The organism is Geomonas diazotrophica, assembly GCF_019063885.1.
Classification (GTDB): domain Bacteria; phylum Desulfobacterota; class Desulfuromonadia; order Geobacterales; family Geobacteraceae; genus Geomonas; species Geomonas diazotrophica.
In genome coordinates this window covers 3,522,501-3,541,331 of sequence record NZ_CP077684.1, presented here as the reverse complement: position 1 = coordinate 3,541,331, position 18,831 = coordinate 3,522,501, and the positions used below count along the sequence as shown (strand labels likewise).

Annotated in this window: 25 protein-coding genes (1 of these 25 cut by a window edge); all 25 read left to right on the top strand. The window is 59.9% G+C overall.

The genetic code is table 11. The features are described 5' to 3' along the window. Position 1 precedes the first annotated feature (1 nt). The gene (locus KP003_RS15410; RefSeq protein ID WP_216500043.1) at positions 2-184 is read left to right on the top strand and encodes a type Z 30S ribosomal protein S14; all 183 of its coding nucleotides are present in this window, start codon (positions 2-4) and stop codon (positions 182-184) included. Positions 185-219: 35 nt separating this feature from the next. Next, the gene (rpsH, locus tag KP003_RS15405; protein WP_183350984.1) at positions 220-618 is read left to right on the top strand and encodes a 30S ribosomal protein S8; all 399 of its coding nucleotides are present in this window, start codon (positions 220-222) and stop codon (positions 616-618) included. 25 nt (positions 619-643) lie between these two features. Beyond that, entirely contained in the window at positions 644-1,186 is a 543-nt protein-coding gene (rplF, locus tag KP003_RS15400) for a 50S ribosomal protein L6 (protein ID WP_216500044.1), read from the top strand. A gap of 21 nt (positions 1,187-1,207) precedes the next feature. Further along, positions 1,208-1,576 carry a 50S ribosomal protein L18 gene (rplR, locus tag KP003_RS15395; RefSeq protein ID WP_216500045.1) on the top strand — a complete coding sequence of 123 codons (369 nt, stop codon included), beginning with the start codon at positions 1,208-1,210 and terminating at the stop codon, positions 1,574-1,576. A gap of 21 nt (positions 1,577-1,597) precedes the next feature. Beyond that, the gene (rpsE, locus tag KP003_RS15390; RefSeq protein WP_216500046.1) at positions 1,598-2,086 is read left to right on the top strand and encodes a 30S ribosomal protein S5; all 489 of its coding nucleotides are present in this window, start codon (positions 1,598-1,600) and stop codon (positions 2,084-2,086) included. A 17-nt stretch (positions 2,087-2,103) separates the two neighbouring features. Further along, positions 2,104-2,280 carry a 50S ribosomal protein L30 gene (gene rpmD / locus KP003_RS15385; protein WP_199390454.1) on the top strand — a complete coding sequence of 59 codons (177 nt, stop codon included), beginning with the start codon at positions 2,104-2,106 and terminating at the stop codon, positions 2,278-2,280. Between the two features lie 21 nt (positions 2,281-2,301). Continuing rightward, entirely contained in the window at positions 2,302-2,742 is a 441-nt protein-coding gene (gene rplO, locus KP003_RS15380) for a 50S ribosomal protein L15 (RefSeq protein ID WP_216500047.1), read from the top strand. Positions 2,743-2,744: 2 nt separating this feature from the next. Then, on the top strand, positions 2,745-4,052 hold the full coding sequence (gene secY / locus KP003_RS15375; RefSeq protein ID WP_183350996.1) for a preprotein translocase subunit SecY: 1,308 nt from the start codon (positions 2,745-2,747) through the stop codon (positions 4,050-4,052). A 9-nt stretch (positions 4,053-4,061) separates the two neighbouring features. Continuing rightward, positions 4,062-4,712 carry an adenylate kinase gene (locus tag KP003_RS15370; RefSeq protein ID WP_217299875.1) on the top strand — a complete coding sequence of 217 codons (651 nt, stop codon included), beginning with the start codon at positions 4,062-4,064 and terminating at the stop codon, positions 4,710-4,712. Beyond that, the gene (map, locus tag KP003_RS15365) at positions 4,709-5,455 is read left to right on the top strand and encodes a type I methionyl aminopeptidase (RefSeq protein WP_216500049.1); all 747 of its coding nucleotides are present in this window, start codon (positions 4,709-4,711) and stop codon (positions 5,453-5,455) included. Before KP003_RS15370 ends, map begins: the two co-directional genes overlap by 4 nt. A gap of 32 nt (positions 5,456-5,487) precedes the next feature. Further along, the gene (gene rpmJ, locus KP003_RS15360) at positions 5,488-5,601 is read left to right on the top strand and encodes a 50S ribosomal protein L36 (RefSeq protein ID WP_012529389.1); all 114 of its coding nucleotides are present in this window, start codon (positions 5,488-5,490) and stop codon (positions 5,599-5,601) included. Between the two features lie 15 nt (positions 5,602-5,616). Further along, positions 5,617-5,985, top strand: a complete 369-nt coding sequence (gene rpsM / locus KP003_RS15355; protein WP_183351001.1) for a 30S ribosomal protein S13 — start codon at positions 5,617-5,619, stop codon at positions 5,983-5,985. A 15-nt stretch (positions 5,986-6,000) separates the two neighbouring features. After that, positions 6,001-6,396: a 30S ribosomal protein S11 gene (gene rpsK / locus KP003_RS15350; RefSeq protein WP_216500050.1), complete on the top strand. Its 396-nt coding sequence runs from the start codon at positions 6,001-6,003 to the stop codon at positions 6,394-6,396. A 59-nt stretch (positions 6,397-6,455) separates the two neighbouring features. After that, the gene (rpsD, locus tag KP003_RS15345) at positions 6,456-7,082 is read left to right on the top strand and encodes a 30S ribosomal protein S4 (RefSeq protein ID WP_216500051.1); all 627 of its coding nucleotides are present in this window, start codon (positions 6,456-6,458) and stop codon (positions 7,080-7,082) included. A 33-nt stretch (positions 7,083-7,115) separates the two neighbouring features. Continuing rightward, on the top strand, positions 7,116-8,135 hold the full coding sequence (locus KP003_RS15340) for a DNA-directed RNA polymerase subunit alpha (protein ID WP_199396291.1): 1,020 nt from the start codon (positions 7,116-7,118) through the stop codon (positions 8,133-8,135). 42 nt (positions 8,136-8,177) lie between these two features. After that, positions 8,178-8,711, top strand: coding sequence for a 50S ribosomal protein L17 (rplQ, locus tag KP003_RS15335; RefSeq protein WP_183351007.1), 534 nt, complete (start codon positions 8,178-8,180; stop codon positions 8,709-8,711). A 194-nt stretch (positions 8,712-8,905) separates the two neighbouring features. Beyond that, positions 8,906-12,439 (top strand): chromosome segregation protein SMC, encoded by a 3,534-nt coding sequence (smc, locus tag KP003_RS15330; protein ID WP_217299874.1) that lies wholly within the window; start codon positions 8,906-8,908, stop codon positions 12,437-12,439. 135 nt (positions 12,440-12,574) lie between these two features. Further along, positions 12,575-12,934 carry a roadblock/LC7 domain-containing protein gene (locus tag KP003_RS15325; RefSeq protein WP_216500053.1) on the top strand — a complete coding sequence of 120 codons (360 nt, stop codon included), beginning with the start codon at positions 12,575-12,577 and terminating at the stop codon, positions 12,932-12,934. Beyond that, positions 12,934-14,151 carry a signal recognition particle-docking protein FtsY gene (gene ftsY / locus KP003_RS15320; RefSeq protein WP_217299873.1) on the top strand — a complete coding sequence of 406 codons (1,218 nt, stop codon included), beginning with the start codon at positions 12,934-12,936 and terminating at the stop codon, positions 14,149-14,151. The genes KP003_RS15325 and ftsY overlap by 1 nt, the downstream gene beginning before the upstream one ends. 55 nt (positions 14,152-14,206) lie before the next feature. After that, a complete protein-coding gene (locus KP003_RS15315; RefSeq protein ID WP_216789098.1) occupies positions 14,207-14,383 on the top strand; it encodes a cell division protein ZapB in 177 nt (58 codons plus the stop codon). A 4-nt stretch (positions 14,384-14,387) separates the two neighbouring features. After that, positions 14,388-14,669: a cell division protein ZapA gene (locus tag KP003_RS15310; RefSeq protein ID WP_216500056.1), complete on the top strand. Its 282-nt coding sequence runs from the start codon at positions 14,388-14,390 to the stop codon at positions 14,667-14,669. A 320-nt stretch (positions 14,670-14,989) separates the two neighbouring features. Continuing rightward, a complete protein-coding gene (locus KP003_RS15305) occupies positions 14,990-15,571 on the top strand; it encodes a 5-formyltetrahydrofolate cyclo-ligase (RefSeq protein ID WP_217299872.1) in 582 nt (193 codons plus the stop codon). Between the two features lie 2 nt (positions 15,572-15,573). Beyond that, positions 15,574-17,169, top strand: coding sequence for a ribonuclease Y (gene rny / locus KP003_RS15300; RefSeq protein WP_407931693.1), 1,596 nt, complete (start codon positions 15,574-15,576; stop codon positions 17,167-17,169). Beyond that, on the top strand, positions 17,159-17,947 hold the full coding sequence (locus tag KP003_RS15295; protein ID WP_216500059.1) for a TIGR00282 family metallophosphoesterase: 789 nt from the start codon (positions 17,159-17,161) through the stop codon (positions 17,945-17,947). The genes rny and KP003_RS15295 overlap by 11 nt, the downstream gene beginning before the upstream one ends. 102 nt (positions 17,948-18,049) lie before the next feature. Beyond that, positions 18,050-18,831 carry the 5' portion of a tyrosine--tRNA ligase gene (gene tyrS / locus KP003_RS15290; protein WP_216500060.1) on the top strand. 430 nt of this gene lie beyond the right edge of the window, so only the first 782 of its 1,212 coding nucleotides appear in the window; it begins with the start codon at positions 18,050-18,052; the stop codon falls past the right edge of the window.

Here is an 18,831-nt window from a genome sequence, read left to right as displayed (position 1 = left end):
CGTGGCTAAGACATCTATGATCATAAAAGCTCAGAGGGCCAAGTACAAAGTGCGCGAGCGCAATCGCTGCGCTGTCTGCGGTCGCCCCAGAGCATACTACCGGAAATTCGATATGTGCAGGATCTGCCTGAGGAAGTACGCTAACTCCGGCCAGATCCCCGGTGTGATAAAGTCCAGTTGGTAAAAAGATTCCGATTTAGGAAAGAGGAGTAGTTTCATATGTGCATGACAGATCCAGTTGCCGACATGCTGACCAGAATCAGGAACGCTGGTATGGCAAAACACCAGAAAGTTGACATCCCTTCGTCGAACCTTAAGGTGAGCCTCGCCACGGTGCTGCGCGCCGAAGGCTTCATCAAGAACTTCAAGGTCATCGCCGACAGCAAGCAGGGGATTCTGCGGGTATACCTCAAGTTCATCGATGAGAAAGAGCCGGTCATCAACGAGATCAAGAGGATCAGCAAGCCGGGCGGCCGGGTCTATGTCCACTCCGACAAGATCAAGCAGGTGAAAAACGGACTGGGCGTCGCCATCCTCTCGACTTCCAAGGGGCTGGTAACCGACAAGACCGCGCGCGAGCTGGGCATCGGCGGCGAAGTCCTTTGCACGGTCTGGTAGTCATTTTCGCTTTAAGGAGCTTTGCATGTCTAGAATAGGAAAACTTCCCATCGCGATCCCTGCGGGGGTGAAAGTCATATACAGCGCGCCTGAGATCAAGGTGGAGGGCCCGAAAGGGAAACTCTCCCGCGTTCTCGTCGGCGACGCCGTCGCCATCGACGTGACCAGCGAGGCTGTCACCGTGACCCGCAAGGACGACACCATCAAGTCCCGCTCGGCCCACGGCCTGACCAGGACCCTGATCAACAACATGGTCATCGGTGTCTCCAAGGGGTTTGAGACCCTGCTCGAGATCAACGGCGTCGGTTACCGTGCCGAGGTGAAAGGGAACGTGCTGAACCTCGCCCTTGGTTACTCCCACCCGATCAACTTCGAGCTTCCGGCCGGGATCACCGTCGAGGTCGACAAGATGACCAAGCTGAAGGTGCTCGGGATCGACAAGGAGCTGGTCGGTCAGATCGCCGCAAAGATCCGCGACTTCCGTGGCCCGGAGCCCTACAAGGGCAAGGGTATCAAATACGCTGACGAAACCATTCTGAGAAAAGCCGGCAAAACCGGCAAAAAATAGCAATTGCTAAGGAGAAGTGCCTTGAGTTCTTTAGCCCAAAAACAGGTAGCTCGTCTTAAGAGACAGACCAGGGTCAGGAAGAAAATCACCGGTTCGCCGGCACGCCCGAGACTGAACGTCTTCAAGAGTGCTCGTCACATATACGCTCAGCTGATCGACGATACCACTGGTGCGACGCTCGCCGCCGCATCCACCCTGGTGGGCGAGGTAGCCGAAGGGCTTTCGTACACCGGCAACATCGAGGCCGCCGCTAAAGTCGGCGCCGCCATCGCCAAGAAAGCCCTGGAGAAGGACATCAAAGCGGTCGTTTTCGACCGTAACGGTTTCCTCTACCACGGTAGGATCAAAGCTCTGGCTGAAGCCGCACGCGAAAACGGTCTGTCCTTCTAGGGCAGGTAAGGAGGAATTAGTTTGCTTAAGATCAATGCCAGTGAAATGAATCTTACCGATAGGGTCGTCCATATCAGCCGCGTCGCCAAGGTGGTCAAGGGCGGCCGCAGGTTCAGCTTCTCCGCACTCGTTGTGGTGGGCGATGGTAACGGCGTGGTGGGCTACGGCCTGGGCAAGGCCAACGAGGTCCCCGAAGCGATCCGCAAGGGCGTCGAGCAGGCCAAGAAGAACCTGATCAGGGTTCCCATCGTCGGCGGCCAGACCATCCCGTTCGAGATCCTCGGCCACTTCGGCGCAGGCAAGGTGCTTATGATGCCGGCCTCCGCCGGTACCGGCGTCATCGCCGGCGGTGCCGCCCGCGCGGTATTCGAGTCCGCGGGCCTGCACAACATCCTCGCCAAGTGCCTGGGCTCCAACAACCCGCACAACGTGGTCAAGGCCGCATTCGCCGGGCTTGCCCAGCTGAAGACTGCGGAAGAGCTGATGGCGCGCCGCGGCATCACCGAATAGTATTTAAGGAGCTGAATATGTCTGAACTGAAGGTTACGCTCGTCAAGAGCTCCATCGGTCAATGCGAGAAAATGAAGGGCCGCCTGCTCGGCATGGGGCTCACCAAGCGTGAGAAGACCGTGGTCCTGAAGGATACCCCGGAAGTCCGTGGGATGATCGCCAAGGTCGCCCACCTGGTACGCGTCGAAGAGTAATTCCCCCTAAAGGTGACAATCATGCAATTGAATACCATCAAACCGGCCATCGGGTCGACCAAGAATAGAAAGCGCATCGGTAGGGGCACGGGCTCCGGCCACGGCAAGACCGCGACCAAGGGTCACAAGGGCCAGAAGGCACGCTCCGGCGGCTCCGTGAAGCCCGGCTTCGAGGGCGGCCAGATGCCGATGCACAGAAGGCTTCCCAAGCGCGGCTTCACCCCGCTCACCAAGAAGGAGTACGCCCTGGTGAACCTGTGCCAGCTCGAGATCTTCGAAGCGGGCAGCGTAGTGGACGCCGAGGCGCTGCTGAAGAGCGGCCTCATCTCCGGTATCCGCGACGGCATCAAGGTGCTCGGGACCGGCGACGTGACCCACGCTCTGACCATCAAGGCTCACAAATTCAGCGCCTCCGCTCGCGAAAAAATCACCGCGGCAGGTGGGACCGTCGAGGAGATCTAGTCTTGATAGAAGCCTTCCAGAACATTTTCAAGATCCCCGAGCTTAAAAAGAAGGTTCTCTTTTCGCTGGCCATGCTGGCCGTCTACCGGGTAGGGTGTCACATCCCTACTCCGGGCATCGACGCCCAGGCCCTCGCGCAGTTCTTCAAGGCTGCCCAGGGTACGCTGCTCGGTATGTTCGACATGTTCTCTGGCGGGGCTCTCGAGAAGCTTACCGTCTTCGCCCTCGGCATCATGCCGTACATCTCCTCCTCCATCATCTTCCAGCTCCTGACCGTGGTGGTTCCCGCCATCGAGAAACTCTCCAAGGAAGGTGACGCCGGCAGGAAGAAGATCATCCAGTACACCCGCTACGGCACCGTGGTGCTGTCGGTGGTGCAGTCCTTCGGCATCTCCATCGGCCTCGAGGCGATGCGCGGACCGGCCGGCGAGCTGGTGGTCCCGAACCCGGGCTGGTCATTCCGCCTGATGACGGTGATCACGCTTACCGCGGGTACCGCGTTCATCATGTGGCTGGGTGAGCAGATGTCCGAGAAGGGTATCGGCAACGGCATCTCCCTGATCATCTTCGCGGGGATCGTTGCCCGCATCCCGAACGCCATCGGGAACAGCTTCCGTCTGATCAAGACCGGCGAGCTCTCCCTGTTCGTGCTGCTTCTGGTGATCGCCGTGATGTTCCTGGTCATCGCTGCCGTGGTCTTCATGGAGCGCGGCCAGCGCAGGATCCCGATCCACTACGCCAAGAGGGTGGTGGGGCTGAAGACGGTAGGGGCACAGAGCTCGCACCTGCCGCTAAAGGTGAACATGGCCGGGGTCATCCCGCCGATCTTCGCTTCGTCGATCATCATGTTCCCGGCCACGGTCGGCAACTTCATCGACGTCCCCTGGGTGCAGGCGGCCTCCAAGCAGCTGGCTCCCGGAAAGTTGCTCTACGAGATTTTATTTGTTGCCTTTATCGTCTTTTTTTGCTATTTCTACACGGCTGTGACTTTCAACCCGGTTGATGTCGCCGATAATGTCAAGAAGCAGGGCGGTTACGTGCCCGGGATCCGTCCCGGCAAGGAGACCTCCGACTTCCTCGACGCGGTGCTCACCAAGCTGACCTTCGCGGGTGCGATCTACATCTCCGCGGTCTGTGTGCTTCCTTCGATCCTGATCGGGAAATTCAACCTTCCCTTCTACTTCGGCGGTACGTCGCTCCTGATCGCCGTCGGTGTCGGCATGGACACCCTGGCCCAGATCGAGGCGCACCTGATTACGCGCAGCTACGAAGGGTTCATGAAAGGCGTTCGCATCCAGGGTAGAAAATAGGAGGCCCCGATGAACCTCATCCTCCTTGGACCCCCGGGCGTAGGCAAGGGGACCCAGGCGAAACTTCTCATAGACAGGTTTGGTATCCCGCAGATATCGACAGGCGATATACTGCGGGCTGCCGTTAAAGAGCTCACCCCGATGGGGATCAAGGCCAAGGGGTTCATGGACTCCGGTGCTTTGGTGCCCGACGAGGTTGTCATAGGCATCGTCGAGGAGCGCCTGGCGCAGCCCGACTGCCAGAAGGGTTTCATCCTGGACGGTTTCCCGCGCACAGTGCCCCAGGCCGACGCGCTCTCCCAGGTCCTTTCCGGCATCGGCAAGAGGATTGACCATGTGGTCTCTCTCTCCGTTGACAAGGCTGAGCTCCTGAAGCGTCTCACCGGCAGGCGCGCCTGCTCCAAGTGCGGCGCGGGCTACCACGTCGACTTCGCCCCTTCCAAGGCGGCCGGAGTGTGCGACGTTTGCGGCGGCGAACTGTTCCAGCGCGAGGACGACAAGGAAGAAACCATCCTGAACCGTCTCGCGGTGTACGAGGCGCAGACCTCCCCGCTGATCTCCTACTACCAGACGGCGGGCCTGCTCCGCTCGGTGAACGGTCTCGGGAGTGTGGAAGGTATCCAGTCCGAGATCGTCGCCATACTGCAGGGCGAGCGGTGATAGTACTCAAATCCCGGACCGAGATCGAGAAGATGGCTGCCGCCGGCAGGATGGTGGCCGAGATTCTCGCCGGTCTGAGAGAGATGGTGGCACCGGGGGTTACCCTGGCACAGCTGGACGCATACGCCGAGAGGGAAACGCTGAAGAGGAAGGCGAAGCCAGCCTTCAAGGGTTACAGCGGCTTCCCCTTTTCGCTTTGTTGTTCCGTCAACGAGCAGGTGGTGCACGGCTTCGCCACGCAGCGCGCGCTGGTCGAGGGTGACATCGTGAGTCTCGACTTCGGTGTCCTGCTCAATGGTTACTACGGCGATTCGGCCATCACGGTGCCGGTTGGCACGGTTTCCGAGACTGCGGCCAGGCTGATCAAGGCCACCGAAGAGTCGCTGTACCGGGCCATAGAGGTCGCCGACACCGCCCATCGGTTGTCGGATATCGCTCATGCGGTCCAGTCACACGTCGAGGCACGCGGCTTCTCGGTGGTGCGAGACTTCGTGGGACACGGCATCGGCAAGGAGCTGCACGAAGGCCCGCAGATCCCCAACTTCGGCGTTCCCGGTAAGGGACCGAAGCTCAAGAGCGGCATGGTGCTTGCCATCGAGCCGATGATCAACGAGAAGGGGTACGACGTGAAGGTGCTGGAGGACGGCTGGACCGCGGTGACGGCCGACGGCGGGCTCTCGGCGCACTTCGAGCACACGGTGGCAATAACGGACAACGGTCCGCTGATACTTACGAAAATCTAGATTGGCAAAACGTCTTCAAAAGGAAGTGAACTATGAAGGTTCGGGCATCGGTTAAGAAGATCTGTGTAAAGTGCAAGATTGTCAAGCGCAAGGGCATAGTCCGCGTCATCTGCGAGACCCCCAAGCATTCACAGAGACAGGGCTAATAGGAGGAGCTGGCATTGGCACGTATCGCAGGGGTAGATTTACCCAGGAATAAGAGAATAGAGATCGCACTGACCTACATCTACGGCATCGGCAGGTCTCTGTCCCAGGAAATTCTCACGGCAACCGGTGTTGACATGAACACCCGTTGCGACAACCTGACCGAGGCGGAAGTCTCGAAGATCAGGGAGTATATCGATAAGAACGTGAAGGTCGAAGGTGACCTGCGCCGCGACATCTCCATGAGCATCAAGCGCCTCATGGATCTCGGCTGCTATCGTGGTCTTCGTCACAGGAAAGGTCTTCCCTGCCGCGGGCAGCGTACCAAGACCAATGCACGCACCAGGAAAGGGCCGGCTCGTACGGTCGCTGGCAAGAAGAAATAAGATTCTGGAGGGATAATGGCGAGCCCGGCTAAGAAGGTCGTTAAGAAGAAAAAAGAGAAAAAGAATATTCCCACTGGCGTGGCGCACATCCAGGCTACGTTCAACAATACCATGATCACCATCACCGACCCGGTCGGTAACGTGATAGCCTGGTGCACCTCCGGTGCCAAGGGCTTCAAAGGCTCCAGGAAGAGCACCCCGTTCGCAGCCCAGATGGCTGCCGAGGATGCCGCCAAGAAGGCCCAGGAGCATGGCATGCGCACCATCGAAGTGTACGTGAAGGGCCCCGGCTCCGGCCGCGAGTCGGCGCTGCGCGCACTGCAGGCTGCCGGCTTCGCCGTCAGCTTCATCCGCGACGTAACGCCGATTCCGCACAACGGCTGCCGTCCCCCGAAGAGAAGAAGAGTCTAGGACCGTATCGACGGACCTGGCGTTACGGAACTATCAGTTAGGATCATAGGAGGTCTTCATTGGCTAGGTATACAGGGCCCTCATGCAGGCTGTGCAGGCGCGAAGGATCGGAACTTTTTCTTAAAGGCGAGCGTTGCTACACCGACAAATGCGCCATCAAGAGAAGGAGCTATCCGCCGGGACAGCACGGGCAGGGTCGCATAAAAGTTTCTGATTACGGTGTTCAGCTGCGCGAAAAACAGAAGGTACGTCGTATCTACGGCATCCTCGAGAACCAGTTCCGCGGGTACTTCGAAACCGCAGACCGGATGAAAGGTGTGACCGGCGAAAACCTCCTCTTCCTCCTGGAGAGAAGGCTCGACAACGTCGTCTACCGTCTCGGTTTCGCCGCCTCGCGCGACGAGGCACGTCAGCTGGTGCGTCACAGCCACTTCACCCTCAACGGGCGTAAGGCGAACATCCCCTCCATCCAGGTGAAGGCGGGCGATGTGATCCAGCTGCGTGAGAAGAGCCGCAAGATCGCCGTCATCGGTGAGTCCCTCGAGGCCGTGGTTCGCCGCGGTATCCCGCAGTGGCTCGAACTGGACAAGGATGCCTTCAAAGGCACCGTGAAGACCAGCCCGGTGCGCGAAGACATCACCATGCCGATTCAGGAGCAGTTGATCGTCGAGCTCTACTCCAAGTAAAGGCTGACCAACAACCGATACAGGGGGATCTAAATGTATAGAAATTGGCGCGATCTGATCAGGCCGAAGAAGCTTCAGGTTGAGACAGAATCGCTGACTAATACATACGGCAAGTTCTACGCCGAGCCTTTCGAAAGGGGGTTCGGTACCACCCTGGGAACGGGGCTGCGTAGGGTCCTCATCTCCAGCCTGCAGGGGGCGGCCATCGTCTCCGTCAAGGCCAAGGGCGTGCTGCACGAATTCTCCGCGGTCCCGGGCGTTACCGAGGATATGACGGATATCATCCTCAACCTGAAAGGGGTGCGCCTCAAGGTGCACGGCAACGAGTCCCGGATGATCCGGATCGTGCAGAAGGGTGAAGGGGTGGTCAAGGCGAAGGATATCATCACCGACAACAACGTCGAGATCCTGAACCCGGAACATCACATCGCAACCTGCTCCAAGGACGCCAATCTGGAGATGGACCTCATGGTGAAAGTCGGCAAGGGTTACGTCCCGGCTGACCGCAACCGTGACGAGAAGGCACCGGTCGGGACCATCCCGATCGACGCGATCTTCTCCCCGGTTCACAAGGTGAACTTCACCGTCACCAACGCTCGCGTAGGCCAGATCACCGACTACGACAAGCTTACTATCGAAGTCTGGACCGATGGCAGCGTGAAACCGCAGGACGCGGTTGCCTACGCTTCCAAGATCCTCAAGGACCAGCTTTCCATCTTCATCAACTTCGACGAAGACGTGGAGCCCCAGGAGGAGGCGGAGCCGGAAGAAGAGCGCGAGCGCTTCAACGAGAACCTCTACCGCTCGGTCGACGAGCTCGAGCTCTCGGTTCGCTCCGCCAACTGCCTCAAAAACGCCGGCATCAAGCTGATCGGCGAACTGGTCTCCAGGACCGAGGCAGAGATGCTGAAGACCCAGAACTTCGGCAGGAAATCGCTGAACGAAATCAAGGACATCCTGGTCGACATGGGCCTCACCCTCGGCATGAAACTGGAGAACTTCCCGGATCCCGAGATCATGAGGCGCCTGCGCGGCGAGCAGAAAGAAGAATAGTCCATACGACTTCATTTATAGATCGAAAGGAAGTGAAAAGATATGCGTCACAACAGCGCGGGTAGAAGATTAGGTAGGACCACAAGCCACAGGATCGCTATGTTCAGGAACATGGTGACATCCTTTCTCCAGCACGAAAAGATCACCACGACCGATGCCAAGGCAAAGGAGCTCCGCTCCATCGCCGAGAAAATGATCACCCTGGGCAAGAAGGGCGACCTTCACGCCACCAGGCAGGCAGCGGCCTACATCCGCGACAAGAAAGTCGTGACCAAGCTTTTCACCGAGATCGCACCGCGTTACGCAGAGCGTCCCGGCGGCTACACCAGGATCATCAAGCTCGGCATCCGCCCGGGCGACACCGCTCCGGTGTCCGTGATCGAGCTGGTCGAGGCTGAAATGACTCCGAAGAAGGCCGCCAAGCCGGCCGCCAAGGCTCCCAAGGCCGCCAAGGCTCCGAAGGCTGCTCCGGCAGTCGAGGCAGCACCGGCTGCTGAAGAGGCCGCGGTTGTGGAAGAGGCACCGGTAGCAGAAGCTCCGGCAGCTGAGGCCACCGAGGAAAAAACCGAGGCGTAATCGCCAGCGGTTGCAAAGAGTGAAGAAGGGACACGGGAAACCGTGTCCCTTTTTTCGTTGCCGCCCATCACTGGTACACGGCCCTATGCCGTCACCCCGCCCATGGGCCCCGCAGCTCCGTCCCCGCAAGTCCCCAGCCCCTCCCGCCTTTCCCCTTTACATTAAAACCCCCTCTCTGATAAGATGCGCTGCTCATGAAAATCAAAAGACTCGAAATCCACGGATTCAAATCCTTTCAAGATAAGGCCGTTCTGGACTTCAACCAGCCCATCACCGGCGTGGTGGGTCCCAACGGCTGCGGCAAGTCCAACGTGGTCGACGCGATCCGCTGGGTCATGGGGGAGCAATCCGCCAAGAACCTGCGCGGCAAGTCGATGGAAGACATCATCTTCAACGGCACAGAGTTCCGCAAACCTCTCGGCATGGCCGAAGTTTCCCTCTTCTTCTCCACCGAGGACGGCCGCGTTCCCGCCAAGTACCTGAACTTCTCAGAGATCCAGGTCACCCGCCGACTCTACCGCGACGGCGAGAGCGACTACCTCTTGAACAAGACCCCCTGCCGCCTGCTCGACATCGCCGAGTTGTTCATGGACACCGGCATCGGCGCCAAGGCGTACTCCATCATCGAGCAAGGCAAGATCGGGATGATCCTTCACGCCAAGCCCGAGGAGCGCCGTTTCCTGATCGAGGAGGCCGCCGGGGTCACCAAGTTCAAGGCGCGCAAGGTCGTAGCCATGAAGAAGATGGAGGCGACCCGTCAGAACCTGCTGCGCATCGGCGACATCATCTCCGAAATCAGGCGCCAGATGAACGGCCTGCAGCGCCAGGCCAAGAAGGCGGAGCGCTTCCGCGAGGTGAGGCAGGAACTCAAGGAGATCGAACTCCTCTTCGCGGCCAAGGGGTACGCCGGCGTCGAGAAGGAGCGCAACGCCCTTGAGCGGGAGATAGCCGAGCTCGAGTCGAAGCTCGTGGATGTTACCGCCAGGCTCAACGACGCCGAGCTCTCCGTCGAGGAGAAGCGGCTCACTCTCCTGGAAACCGAGCGGCAACTGACTGCCGCCCAGGAAGAGATCTTCCGATGGAAGAGCGCGCTGCAGGGGGGAGAAAACCGGCTCGAATTCCAGCGCAAGGAACTGGTCAACCTGGAGCGGCACGGAGCCCGTTTCGAAGAGGAGCTCCAGGGGCTGCGCGACCAGCTTGCCGCATCCGAGAAGGAAATCGGCACCCTGCAGGCACAGCGAGTCTCCCTGCAGGAAGAGCTGGCCCGGGAGAGCGAGTCTCTTGAATACCGGGAGTCTCTCCTCGAGGAGATGGCCGCCGGGGAGGCGGGCGTCACCCGGGAGCTTGATGAAACCCGACGCGCCATGTTCGCCGCCCTCTCCGAAGGGGCGCAGGCCGCAAACCAGCACGCCGCCGCCCAGAAGCGCCTGGCAGGGCTGGCCGAACGCCTGCAGGCGAGCCAGCGGGAACGGGTCCTGCTCGGCGAGCGGCTCTTTGAAGCCAACGGCAAGGTCGACGCCCTGAAGCAGGAGCGCGAGCAGCTTGGCCGGGAAAAGGCGCTCACCGACGAAGAACTCACCATGGCCGGCAGCCGTGAAGCAGAGCTGAAGCAGGCACAGGAGGCCGGAGAAAAAAAGCTGCAGCAGCGGCGTGATGAACTGTCCGCCGCCGCGTCGCGCCTGAAGTCACTCCAGGAATTGGAGGCCCAGTTCGCCGGGTACGGCCAGGGGGTGCGCAACCTGCTCCTCGCCGAGCCCTTCAAGAACGCCTCCCTCACCATGATCGCGGACGCACTGGAGGTGGAGGAGGAATTCGAGGTGGCCCTGGAGGCTGTTCTCGGTGATCGCTTGCAGTACCTCCTGTGCGAATCCTCCACCACCGCGCTGGACGCCGTTGCGCACCTCAAGGGAAGCTCCGGCGGTCGCTGCAGCTTCGTGACGGCGCCACCCTGGCGTCAGCCGGCCAAGGATACGCCGCAGGGCGCGGCACCGCTTTGGGAGCGGGTCACCGTGCCCGAGCGGCACGCCCATCTGGTGGAGCCGCTTCTTGCCGGTGCCTACCTCGCTCGCGACCTTAACCACGCCCTCGAGCTTGCCGCGTCCTTCCCGGCTTCGACCTTCGTCACCCTCGAAGGCGACCTGGCCCACGGCGGCGGCATCGTAAATGGCGGCTCTCCCGAGCCGGCGCAGCAGGGGATCATCCACAAGAAGAGGGAGATCAAGGCCCTGGTTGCAGAAGTTGAGCGCCTCGAGGCTGATGTGCAGGAGCTGGCTGCGGCGCGCGAAAAGAGGAGAGGGGAGATCGCCGAGGCAGAGGCGCACCGCGTCGAGCTGCGCCAGACCCTGCATCGCCTCGATATCCGGATCGTGAACGCGGACAAGGACCTGCAGACCGCGCTGTCCGAGTGTCGCCGCATCGAGGAAAACGGTGCGGTGCGCGAGGCGGAGGAAGAGCAGTTGGCCGAGGAACAGGCACTGGTCTCCGGGGAAATGGCCCAGGCCGATGCCAGGAGGGCGCAGGCCGAGGAGCGCAAGGCGGCACTCGAAAAGACCGTCGAGGCGCTGCAGGGGCGCCTTGAGGGGTCGCGATTCGAGATGGAAGAGGCGCGCGAGATGGTGACCTCGATGAAGGTACGCGTGGCAGCGCTCCGGGAGAAAGGTGAATCGACCGAGCGGGCGCTACGCCGCGTCGAAGGCCTCTGTGCCGACCTTGCCAACCGCATCGCGTCCCGCACCAGGGAGCTCGAAGGCTCCGGCGATGAACGCACCCGTCTACTCACCGCCATAGCGGAAGGGGAGGAGGCGCTGCGCGGAGTGGTCAAGCAGCAACTGGCCAGCGAGCAGGCCCTTTTGCAGGTGAAGGACAGGTACGAGGCGGAAGCCGCCAAGGTCCAGGAGGAAGAGGCACTCCTGAAAGGGATGCGCTCCGACGCCGTTACCGTCAGGGAGCAGCTGAATGCCAAGAGCCTGCGTCTCACCGAGGTGAGCATGCGGCTCGCCCACCTGGAGGAAACCCTCAAGGAAAAGCACCGCATGGAGATCGCCGACGCCCTGCTCAACTACTCCAAGGTCGAGTGGGACGAGGCCGATAGCTCAAAGCGTCAGGCAGAGCTGCAAAAGACGATAAATGAAATGGGCGAAGTCAATCTCATGGCCATCGAGGAGTTCAAGGAGATGGAGGAGCGCTTCTCTTTCCTCTCAAGCCAGAAAGACGACCTCGAGGAGTCCATGAACGCCCTGCAGAAGGCGATCCAGCGTATCAACCGAACCACCAGGAAGCGCTTCCTGGAGACCTTCCAGATGGTGAACGAGAAGTTTCAGCAGATCTTCCCGCGGCTTTTTTGCGGTGGGCATGCCGAACTGCGCCTGACCGACGAGGAGGACCTGCTTAACACCGGCCTCGAGATCGTGGTGCAGCCTCCGGGCAAGAAGTTGCAGAACGTGTCGCTGCTTTCAGGCGGGGAGAAGGCGCTCACCGCAGTTGCCCTGATCTTCTCCATCTTCCTGATCAAGCCGTCTCCGTTTTGCCTGCTGGACGAGGTCGATGCACCGCTTGATGACGCCAACATCGGCAGATTCAACGACATGGTGCGTGAGATGAGTGCGAACTCCCAGTTCATCATCATCACCCACAACCGGGCCACCATGGCCGTCGCCGATACCCTGTACGGCGTCACCATGGAAGAGCCCGGTGTTTCCAAGCTGGTTTCAGTGCGCCTGAACCGCTAGGAAATGCTCCCCTCGCCCGCCGGAAGGGGGGAGGGCGTTGCCGTAGTGTGCAATGCTGAAGCCGTGGGGGAGGGCGCCGTGCTGAGTGCGCCGCCGTCGCTTGCGCTGTCATATTTTTACTCGTAGGAGCTTGACGTGCCGTTCAAGAGACTGTTGACTACACTGGTCGAATCCGTGCCCGGCGGCAATGGCGCCATCCTGGCTGATTGGGAAGGGGAGGCCGTCGAGCAGTTTTCCCATGGCGATCCCTTCGAGATGAAGGTGACGGCCGCCCACTGGGGGATCCTCCTGACCCAACTCAAGGGACTGCACGAGAAGTTCGCCGCCGGAGCCGTGCAGGAAACCGTCATCAGCACAGACGAACAGTATGTCATCGTAGGGGCCGTCGGCGACGACTATGCCCTGGTGATGACCATGGACCGCAATGCCCTGCCGCTCCTGGCTCTGAAGAGGTTCCGGGACACCGCGCAGCTTTTGCATAAGGAGATTTACTGATGGCCGAGGAAAACAAGGGATTCTTCAAAGGTCTTTTCAAAAAGCTCGGGATAGGGGGCGCCGAGGAGCCTGCCGAGTCCACCGGTGAGCAATCGACCGAAGAACTGGAACAGCAGGAGCAGCAGGAGGCCGCGCCCATTCAGGAGCCGACCGTTTCCGCGTCTCCGGCACAGGCGCAGTCCGCCCAGCCTGTCGTCACCCCCGTCCCTCCCTCCGAGCCGTCAGCCTCTGCCCCGCGCCAACTCTGGACCGAGCCCACCGCGCCGGCGCCAGTCCCGGTATCCGAACCTGTTGAACAGGCCAAGCCCAGCTTCTTCGAACGCCTCAAGCGCAGCCTGAGCAAGACCCACGAGACCATCATCGGCCGGGTGGACACCCTTTTGCTGGGCAAGAAGCAGATCGACACTGATACGCTTGAGGAGCTGGAGGAGATTCTGATCACCGCTGACTTGGGCGTCAAGACCACGGTGGATTTGATCCGCACCCTCGAGCAGCGCCTCAAGCGCGATGAACTGCAGGACGGCGCCGCCTTGAAGAGGGCGCTGAAAGAAGAGATCCAGCTGCGCCTCCTGGAGCATCATGCGCCGCTGGTAGTTACGGACAAGAAGCCGTTCGTCATCATGGTGATCGGGGTGAACGGCGTGGGCAAAACCACCACCATCGGCAAGTTGGCGGCACGCTATGCCGGAGAAGGAAGGAAGGTTCTGCTCGCCGCGGCAGACACCTTCCGCGCCGCAGCAGCGGAGCAGTTGGAGACCTGGGCCAACCGTGTAGGTGCCGACATCGTGCGTCACAAGGAAGGGGCCGATCCCTCCGCGGTCGTTTTTGACGCCTGCAAGGCCGCCATCGCGCGGGGCACCGATGTTCTGATCATCGACACCGCCGGCCGCATGCACACCAAGGTGAACCTCATGGAGGAGATGAAGAAAATTCGCCGGGTGCTGACCCGCGAAATCCCGGACGGTCCGCACGAAACCCTGCTCGTCCTGGATGCGGCCACCGGGCAGAACGCACTGTCACAAGCGAAGCTCTTCAAGGAGGCGGCGGACGTCACCGGCGTGGTGCTCACCAAGCTCGACGGTAGCGCCAAAGGGGGGATCGTGGTGGCGGTAAGCCATGAATACGCACTCCCCGTCAGATTCATTGGAGTGGGCGAGTCCGTAGAAGATCTCCGTGCCTTCGATCCGGTCCAGTTCGTCGAGGCCCTTTTCCAATGATAGCCTTGACTTTTGAGTACTTATCGCATATGATTTTGCCGCAAAAGGTGGAATAATGAGTGATGAGCTGTTTAATGAGCTAGAGGGACGGATAATTTCTCTAATTAATGTCGTAGACGAGTTGAAACTCGAAAACGACAGGCTCAAAAACGAGAATGATCGGCTCAACGGAGAACGGGCAGGTTTAAGGTCCCGGATCGACTCTATACTGAAAAAGTTGGAAGGGGTCTGACAGCTTGATCGCCACGCACAGCATCAGGGTCCTGGGGCGAGATCTCCAGGTGAAGAGTGTTGCGACACCTGAGCGCGTGGCGCAGGTTGAGGCTCTGGTCAACGAGAAGCTGGCGGAGGCGGAGGCCAAGGTCAGTGGTGGCGATACCCAACTGGTAGTTATCCTGGCGTTGATGAATTTGGCTGAAGCCTGCCTGGACGCCCGGAAGCAATTGGCGGAAGAGCAGCGGACCTGCAGCGAGCGGGTCGCGGGGCTCATTGAACGGCTGGACCGGCAACAGTTGTAGAGTTTCAGGTCTCTTGCGGGAGATTCCACATATAGCTGATTGGTTGTACGGTTGCAACGCTTTGCCAGAACCTGCGTGGAGAAGGTGGTCTTCTCCGCGTTTGCTGATAGTAGCCTAAAGACGTTAAGCAGCATGTCCAGGGGTTAATGGCGGCCTTTACATAAAGTTCAAATTTGGCGCTTCATTTGAACGCGGCCCATTCTATCAAAAACCTGTCAACGCAACACCCGTTACACCCACCAGCACTCCCCCACCAGAGCACCTGTCTCTACGGTCGGCCTTGCCGTCCACCTTCTGAATCAACACGGAATTATAGCTTTATGCCCAAGCGTGCCCATAGAGCCGCGACCCTTGCCCGACGCCGCGAGCTGTCCAAGCCGCAGGTGGCGTCGTTGAGCCTGGCCCTGCAACAGCGTTTCCTTGATCTGCCCGAATACCGGGCGGCCAGGACGCTGGTGCTGTATGCGCCGATCCACCACGAAGTGGATACCGCGGCGGTAGCTGCCGCGGCCCTGGCATCAGGCAAGCGCTTACTCTACCCGGCAGTTGTGGGTGATGATTTGAAGTTCTGCCAGGTGGCCGCTCTCACCGAGCTCGCCGCCGGCAGGTACGGCATCCCGGAGCCTCAGGGCGAAGGGTATGATCCAGCGAAGGCGGACCTCATCGTGGTGCCGGGAGTGGCCTTTGACCTGTGCGGGCGCCGCATCGGTTATGGCAAGGGGTACTATGACCGGTCGCTGCACCGCCTGGAAGGGAGCGGGAAGCTGGTGGCGTTTTGCTACGACTTCCAACTGCTTCAAGAGATAGCCGGCGAGCCGCACGACGTGACGATGGATTTGATCGTCACCGAGAGTCGGGTGGTTCGCGTTAATAAACATATATGTGAGGGGGAGCAACGGTGAAAATCGACATAACTATTGCCATATTGCTGGTGCTTGTCGCGGCCGCCATCGGGTACGTGATAGGCAACGTCCTGCGCAAGAAACTATCGGATTCTTTGGTGACCAACGCGGAAACGCTTGCTGCCAAGATGATCGAGGATGCCAAGCGTCAGGCCGAGGTCGTGGCCATGGAGGCCGCGGTTCAGGCCAAAGACGTGGTGTACCAGGCAAAGGAAGAGCTGGAAAGGCAATTTGAACAAGAGAGCCGCGAGAAGCGTCGCGACCTGCAGACTCTCGAGAAGAGGCTGCAGCAAAAAGAAGAGAATCTCGACAAGAAGACCAATCTGTTCGACCAGCGTGACGCCGACTTCCTGAAAAGAGAGCAGGCGCTTGCCGTACGCGAGCAGTCCCTGGTGAATAAGGAACAGGGGCTTGCCCAGAAAGAAGAGAAACTGGACGCCCTGGTGGGCGAGCAGAAGGCGAAGCTTGAGCAGATTGCCGGCATGACTGCCGCCGAGGCCAAGAAGTTCCTGATGGACTCCATGGAAGACGAAGCGAAGCTCGATGTCGCCAAGCTGATCAAGGTGATGGAGGAAGAGGCCAGGGAAACCGCGGACAAGAAGGCCAAGGAAATTCTGGCTCTTGCCATGCAGCGTTACGCCGGCGAGTACGTTGCCGAGCGCAGCGTTTCCGTGGTGACCCTCCCCTCCGACGAGATGAAGGGGCGCATCATCGGCCGCGAAGGGCGCAACATCAGGGCTCTCGAGGCAGCTACCGGCATCGACCTGATCATCGACGACACCCCCGAGGCGGTCATCCTTTCCGGCTTCAACCCGGTCCGGAGGGAAGTTGCCAAGCTGTCGCTGCAGAAACTCATCGCCGACGGCAGGATTCACCCCGGCCGCATTGAGGAAGTCGTAGCGAAATCCCAGGAGGAGATCGAGCAGGCCATGAAGGAGGCAGGTGAGCAGGCCGCCTTTGACTTGGGCGTGCACGGCATCCACCCGGAGATCCTGAAGCTCATCGGGCGCCTGAAGTACCGCACCTCCTACAGCCAGAACGTTTACCAGCATTCGCTGGAAGTCGCTTTCCTTTGCGGCATCATGGCCGCCGAGCTCGGCATCAATGTGAAGCAGGCCAAGAGGGCCGGCCTCCTGCACGACCTCGGCAAGGCCGTGGACCACGAGATCGAAGGTTCCCACGCAGTCATCGGCGCGGACATCGCCAAGAAATACGGCGAGTCTCCGAAGATCGTCCATGCCATCATGGCGCACCACGAGGACGAGAAACCGGCGACGGTCCTTGCCGTCCTGGTACAGGCCGCCGATGCGCTCTCCGGCGCTCGTCCGGGTGCCCGCCGCGAGATGATGGAAACCTACGTGAAGCGCCTGGACGACCTGGAAAGGATCGCCACCTCCTTCGACGGAGTCCTCACTTCCTTCGCCATCCAGGCCGGCCGGGAGATCCGTGTCATGGTATCCAGCGAGCAGGTGACCGATGACCGCGCACTGGTTCTGGCCAAGGATATCGCCAAGAAGATCGAAACCGAGATGACCTACCCTGGCCAGATCAAGGTCAACGTGATCAGGGAAACCAGGGCAACCGAATATGCCCGTTAAGCTTCTCTTCATAGGGGACGTGATCGGCAAGCCGGGGCGGGAGGCGCTCTCTCGCGAGCTGCACCGGATCGTCGATCGGCACATGGTTGACCTGGTGATAGCCAATGGCGAGAACGCAGCCGGCGGTTTCGGCCTGACCGAAGAGACCGCCCAGGACCTCTTCAAGTGTGGCGTCCAGATGATCACCTCGGGCAACCATATCTGGGACAAGAAGGACGCCCTCGAGTACATAAAGCGTGAGGACCGGATAGTTCGTCCGGCCAACTATCCGGAAGGGACCCCCGGCAAAGGGACGACCATCGTCAAGACGCCGGGCGGGGTAAAGGTCGCCATTTTGAACCTGGAAGGGCGGGTCTTCATGAACAACCTGGACTGTCCCTTCCGCTGCGCGGACAAGGAGATCGCCAGGCTGAAGGAAGAAACTCCGATTATCTTCGTCGACTTCCATGCCGAGGCCACCAGCGAGAAGGTCTCCCTGGGCTGGTACCTGGACGGGAGGGTTTCAGCGGTGATCGGAACCCACACCCACGTGCAGACTGCCGACGAGCGCATCCTTACCGCCGGCACCGCTTACATGACCGACGCCGGCATGACCGGATCTTTCGATTCCGTTATTGGTGTCAAGAAGGAAGAGGCGATCCTGAAGTTCGTCACCCAACGCCCCTCGAAGTTCGAGGTAGCGAAGAAGGACATCCGGATCAACGCTGTTGTCATTGAGGTTGATGAAAAGTCCGGCCTGGCGCTCAACATCGAGAGACTCAACATCGCCTGCGGCTAAGTGTAGTGAAATGACTCCCCCACGGAAGCCTTTTGCCTACGTGGAGCTTGGCCACCGCAGCCTCGTGCGGAGGTGGCAGAAATACAATCTGGAGGGAAAGTGATGACCGTTGCAGAGCAGATGGAAATTATCAAGAGGGGTGCCGTAGAAATCCTGGTGGAAAAAGAGCTGGTTGAGAAGCTCGAGAAATCCGTCAAGACCGGTGTGCCGCTCAAGATCAAGGCCGGTTTCGACCCGACCGCGCCGGACCTGCATCTGGGGCACACCGTGCTGCTGCACAAGATGCGTCAATTCCAGAAGCTTGGCCACGAGGTGTACTTTCTCATCGGCGACTTCACCGGTATGATTGGTGACCCCACCGGCAAGTCGGAGACCCGCAAGGTTCTTACCCGGGAAGATGTCCTCAAGAATGCCGAAACCTACAAAGAGCAGGTTTTCAAGGTTCTCGATCCGAAGCTGACCAAGGTGGTTTTCAACTCGGAGTGGTTGGGGAAGATGACCGCATCGGACATGATCGGTCTCGCCTCCAAGTACACCGTTGCTCGCATGCTCGAGCGCGAGGATTTCAGCAACCGCTTCTCCAACCAGTTGCCGATCAGTATTCATGAGTTCATGTACCCGCTGGTGCAGGGCTACGATTCTGTGGCGCTGAAGGCCGACGTGGAATTGGGCGGCACCGACCAGAAGTTCAATCTCCTGGTGGGGCGTGAACTGCAGAGGGAGTGGGGGCAGGCGCCGCAGTGCGTCATCACGGTTCCGCTCCTCGAAGGTCTTGACGGCGTCAACAAGATGAGCAAGTCCCTAGGCAACTACATCGGCATCAATGAGCCGGCTGACGAGATCTACGGCAAGGTGATGTCGATCTCGGATGAACTGATGGTTCG

What these genes read in the sequence shown, in the direction of transcription:
- rplQ (WP_183351007.1), top strand. Translation starts at nt 8,178, where the DNA reads ATGCGTCACAACAGCGCGGGTAGAAGATTAGGTAGGACCACAAGCCAC.
- rplO (WP_216500047.1), top strand. Translation starts at nt 2,302, where the DNA reads ATGCAATTGAATACCATCAAACCGGCCATCGGGTCGACCAAGAATAGA.
- rpsH (WP_183350984.1), top strand. Translation starts at nt 220, where the DNA reads ATGTGCATGACAGATCCAGTTGCCGACATGCTGACCAGAATCAGGAAC.
- rplF (WP_216500044.1), top strand. Translation starts at nt 644, where the DNA reads ATGTCTAGAATAGGAAAACTTCCCATCGCGATCCCTGCGGGGGTGAAA.
- rpsK (WP_216500050.1), top strand. Translation starts at nt 6,001, where the DNA reads ATGGCGAGCCCGGCTAAGAAGGTCGTTAAGAAGAAAAAAGAGAAAAAG.
- KP003_RS15315 (WP_216789098.1), top strand. Translation starts at nt 14,207, where the DNA reads ATGAGTGATGAGCTGTTTAATGAGCTAGAGGGACGGATAATTTCTCTA.
- rpmJ (WP_012529389.1), top strand. Translation starts at nt 5,488, where the DNA reads ATGAAGGTTCGGGCATCGGTTAAGAAGATCTGTGTAAAGTGCAAGATT.
- KP003_RS15340 (WP_199396291.1), top strand. Translation starts at nt 7,116, where the DNA reads ATGTATAGAAATTGGCGCGATCTGATCAGGCCGAAGAAGCTTCAGGTT.
- KP003_RS15295 (WP_216500059.1), top strand. Translation starts at nt 17,159, where the DNA reads ATGCCCGTTAAGCTTCTCTTCATAGGGGACGTGATCGGCAAGCCGGGG.
- smc (WP_217299874.1), top strand. Translation starts at nt 8,906, where the DNA reads ATGAAAATCAAAAGACTCGAAATCCACGGATTCAAATCCTTTCAAGAT.
- KP003_RS15305 (WP_217299872.1), top strand. Translation starts at nt 14,990, where the DNA reads ATGCCCAAGCGTGCCCATAGAGCCGCGACCCTTGCCCGACGCCGCGAG.
- KP003_RS15370 (WP_217299875.1), top strand. Translation starts at nt 4,062, where the DNA reads ATGAACCTCATCCTCCTTGGACCCCCGGGCGTAGGCAAGGGGACCCAG.
- ftsY (WP_217299873.1), top strand. Translation starts at nt 12,934, where the DNA reads ATGGCCGAGGAAAACAAGGGATTCTTCAAAGGTCTTTTCAAAAAGCTC.
- rpmD (WP_199390454.1), top strand. Translation starts at nt 2,104, where the DNA reads ATGTCTGAACTGAAGGTTACGCTCGTCAAGAGCTCCATCGGTCAATGC.